Source organism: Thiothrix sp. (assembly GCF_028714775.1).
Classification (GTDB): Bacteria; Pseudomonadota; Gammaproteobacteria; order Thiotrichales; family Thiotrichaceae; genus Thiothrix.
The window spans coordinates 1-3,635 of sequence record NZ_JAQTLS010000060.1; the positions used below are offsets into that span (position 1 = coordinate 1).

The 3,635-nt window shown below is 47.7% G+C and carries 3 protein-coding genes; all 3 read left to right on the plus strand.

The features are described 5' to 3' along the window. Positions 1 to 551 precede the first annotated feature (551 nt). The 3 genes from PHE17_RS21475 to PHE17_RS21485 are packed head-to-tail and all read left to right on the plus strand — an operon-like array spanning position 552 to position 3,360. Positions 552 to 1,964 (plus strand): hypothetical protein, encoded by a 1,413-nt coding sequence (locus PHE17_RS21475; RefSeq protein WP_301017974.1) that lies wholly within the window; start codon positions 552 to 554, stop codon positions 1,962 to 1,964. Next, complete coding sequence (locus PHE17_RS21480) at positions 1,961 to 2,359, plus strand: GtrA family protein (protein WP_301017975.1); 399 nt, start codon at positions 1,961 to 1,963, stop codon at positions 2,357 to 2,359. The genes PHE17_RS21475 and PHE17_RS21480 overlap by 4 nt, the downstream gene beginning before the upstream one ends. A 2-nt stretch (positions 2,360 to 2,361) precedes the next feature. Then, the gene (locus PHE17_RS21485) at positions 2,362 to 3,360 is read left to right on the plus strand and encodes a glycosyltransferase family 2 protein (protein WP_301017976.1); all 999 of its coding nucleotides are present in this window, start codon (positions 2,362 to 2,364) and stop codon (positions 3,358 to 3,360) included. The last annotated feature ends 275 nt before the right edge of the window (positions 3,361 to 3,635 follow it).

The window sequence follows — 3,635 nt, forward strand, 5'->3', positions numbered from 1 at the left end:
ACAAAAACAAAAAACTCCGCCTAAAATCGGAAGCCCGTCCAATCCATGGTGTCGTTTCTGCACAGATACTGAGGAAAATTTACCTAGTGAAAATAAATAATACTCTTTCCGTGAACTTGAGGCTCCCCCGGAATTTCGTCTTCCAAGGGTGACGTAAAATGTCATTCACAATGGAAGGGAATCCGATGAAGTCGGATTCAGGAAGCATAGCGCAGCAACAAATCTTCGAACTCCCGCACCGGTCGTGTAGTGAAGTCATGCTCCACTCGGTTGCGGCCAGCTTCACCCATCCGCACACGCAGGACAGGATCGGCCACTAGCAGGGATACCCGGTCAGCCAGCGCTTCGACGTCAGCAGCTTCCACCAGATAGCCATTTGGTTTGAGGTTGTTAAGAAATTTATAACAAATCAGGCTGTAGCCCCTTTTTTACATGTGTAAGCAGCTATCTAAAATATAGCGTCACTCAGGTGTTTTGCGGGGCAATACCGCTACACTGCATTTCAGGGTTGGGTAGGTCAGTCTGGGAACGATGCAATCAGGGTCATAAAAATGCAAACACCATTTTATTTGCGCTTCAATCGGTACCTTACAAGTCAGCTGATAGATTGGTTATTGGTATCTTGGTGTTTATTTGCATTTTTTGCCACCCCAATATTGATGTTGCGTGTCAGTCCATTTGAAGGCCGTTTGTCCGAGCCGATAGTTGGAATCTCTGGTCTTCTTTTTGGCATCGTGCTACTGAAAACCTGTCGCCCGCTTGCTCTTGGTATTTTCAGAAGGTTCCTTGGTCTACCGGCACCTTGGGTTGCCGTACTTATTGGTTTAGTGCTCAGACTGACTTGGGTGTTTGTGTTTCCATCCACACCTCAATCTGACGGTGCCATTTACCTCCAGTTAGCTGCAGCACTCGCCAACGGACAGGCCTATGAAATTGGCGGCACTTCTGCCTACTGGCCTGTGGGCTATCCGTTGTGGTTGTGCGGATGGTTACTGCTTTTTGACGCGCCTACTGCAGTGCTTCTAAGTCAAACCGTCGCCTATTTGGTGGCTGCCGCTGGAGTTATCAAGTTAGCCAACCACCTTCAGGGTGATACTGCTGCGCGGATCGCCATTTGGATCTTTGCAATTTGGCCTAACTTGCTTGCGCAACTTTCGACACCTGAGAAAGAGGCCGTTGTGATTGCCTTGTTGCCCTGGGTCTTGCTAGTTGTATTGGGCAAGGCGAAGCCATGGTTTGTTTTTTGCGCAGGTCTTGCGTTAGGGTTTTGCATTTTGGTGCAGCCAGGTTTGCAGTTTTTGTTGCCGTTGTTGTTGGTTGTTGTCTGGCTGCGTGCATCAGGCAAGGGTATTTTGCTAACGCTGATTCTTTTTATTTTTGGTACTGCGTTGGTTGTGCTACCTTGGACATTCCGAAATATGGTTGTGTTTGGCACACCGGTTCTTGTCAGTACCAATGGGGGTTCAAATCTTTATCGTGCCAACAATCCACTCGCTAATGGTGGCTACACCGATGTTGGTGAGCATGACCTTTCCAGTCTCAGCGAGCTTGAAAGCGACCATGTTGGTAAGCAGCTTGCTATTGATTGGATACGGACATATCCACTGGATTTTCTAAAACTGGGCTTTGAAAAGCAACTGCGTTTCATGGGCGATGACTCAAGCACAATTTACGGGTCACTCAAGCGTGGTGGTGGCACTCAAAATATGTTGGTTTATGGTCTGGCCAAGGCGCTTGCTAATTTTTGGTGGTTGTGTATGTGGCTGCTGATTGCAATAGCTGTGATGGCTGATAAGCGCAGATCCTCAGTAGATGAGCGTTGGCTAATTTGGGGATGGGCTTATCTTTTTGTTTTGCATTCATTTTTTGAAAGTGCCAGTAAATATCATCTGCCAGTGATTTGGGTTTTGTGTGTCTTGCTTGGCTGTCTCGTTACTCGTCTTAAAGCGGACAATAAAATATGAGTTTGCCGATTCAGTTGTCTGGGTTTGTCGCTGTCGGCGCGATTGCAACAATGTTTCAGTACGGTTTGATGGCTACTCTGATTAACTTTTTTGACGTTAGTACTGTATTGGCAAGCACGCTGTCCTATGCAGTCAGTGCACTGCTAAATTACGGGTTGAATCGGTATTTAGTATTTCGAAGTCAGGTTAGACACGTTGATGCGTTACCGCGATTTGTCGCAACTGTTCTGATTGGCTTGTTACTGAACGCTGGACTGATGTACTTGGCCTTAGCGGTGCTGCCATTTCATTGGTTATTTGCTCAGGTGCTGGTGACGCTAACAGTTATGGTCAGCAATTTTCTGCTTTCAAAATACTGGGTTTTTTATACTGGCAAAACGCCTATCGGAGGGTAGCTGTGAGACTTTCTATTGTTGTGCCTTGCTATAACGAAGAGGCGGTGCTTAATGAAACCCTCACAAGGTTAACCAAGCTCCTTCGGGGATTGATCAATTCTGCTGAATTGAGTTCTGACAGTGAAATTGTGTTCGTGGATGATGGTAGCCGCGATGCTACGTGGCCGATTATTGAAAAGGCTGCCAGCGTGGATCGGTTGATTCGCGGGCTTAAATTGTCAAGGAATCGAGGTCACCAGCAGGCTGTGCTTGCTGGTCTTTTGAATGCAAGGGGCGATGCCATCATCAGTGTGGATGCAGACTTGCAAGATGACATAAATGCGATTCCTGAAATGATCAAGGCGCACGCGGCTGGTGCCGAAGTGGTGTATGGGGTGCGGAAGCAACGTACGACAGATACTTTCTTCAAGCGATTCACTGCGGAAGGTTATTACCGTTTATTGGCCTGGTTGGGTGTTGAGATCGTCTTTAACCACGCGGATTACCGGCTGTTGGGCCGCAGGGCAGTCGAAGCATTGCGCGAGTATCGGGAAGTGAACCTTTTTTTACGCGGCGTCATACCGCAATTGGGTTTCATGTCTGCAATCGTTTACTACGACCGTGCAGAGCGCTTTGCTGGCGAGTCAAAATATCCTTTGAGCAAGATGTTGGCATTGGCTTGGCAGGGCATCACATCATTCTCGACCATGCCATTGCGGTTGATTACCGGGTTGGGCGCCACAGTTTCGCTGATGAGCATTGGAATCAGTTTGTGGGCAATCTGGCTTCGACTGTTTACAGAGTCTTCTGTGCCAGGTTGGGCTTCAACGGTAGTTCCGCTTTATTTGTTGGGCGGGGTTCAGTTGCTATGTATTGGTGTGATTGGTGAGTATTTGGCCAAAACATATCTTGAAACTAAAAGGCGTCCTTTGTTCCATATCGAAAAAGACACAACACACCTCACGCCACATGTTGCACTGTCGAATGCTTATGCTCATCCCGAGGATAAACCAGTGGTTTAATAATTTATATCAAGTCAGCCTCTAGCCCTTTTATAACAAGTGCAAGCCGCTATTGATAAATAATTAGGGTCAGACTCTCATGGCACTCGGTTAGGTCTATGTCATAGCAACAGAGCCTCACACCTCTTCGCCCAGACCTCCGTCGCGTAACACTTTGAGCACAGTGTCGGGCGGGTTGGCCCAAAACCCCTTGCCCTTGATGGGTGTGGTTTCGTCTTTCTCGACTGGATCGGGAAAACCCTCGAAGGAATCGAAGCCATAGTAGGTCCGTGGTG

Coding starts and splice junctions, on each gene's coding strand:
- PHE17_RS21480 (WP_301017975.1), top strand. CDS start 1,961: ATGAGTTTGCCGATTCAGTTGTCTGGGTTTGTCGCTGTCGGCGCGATT.
- PHE17_RS21475 (WP_301017974.1), top strand. CDS start 552: ATGCAAACACCATTTTATTTGCGCTTCAATCGGTACCTTACAAGTCAG.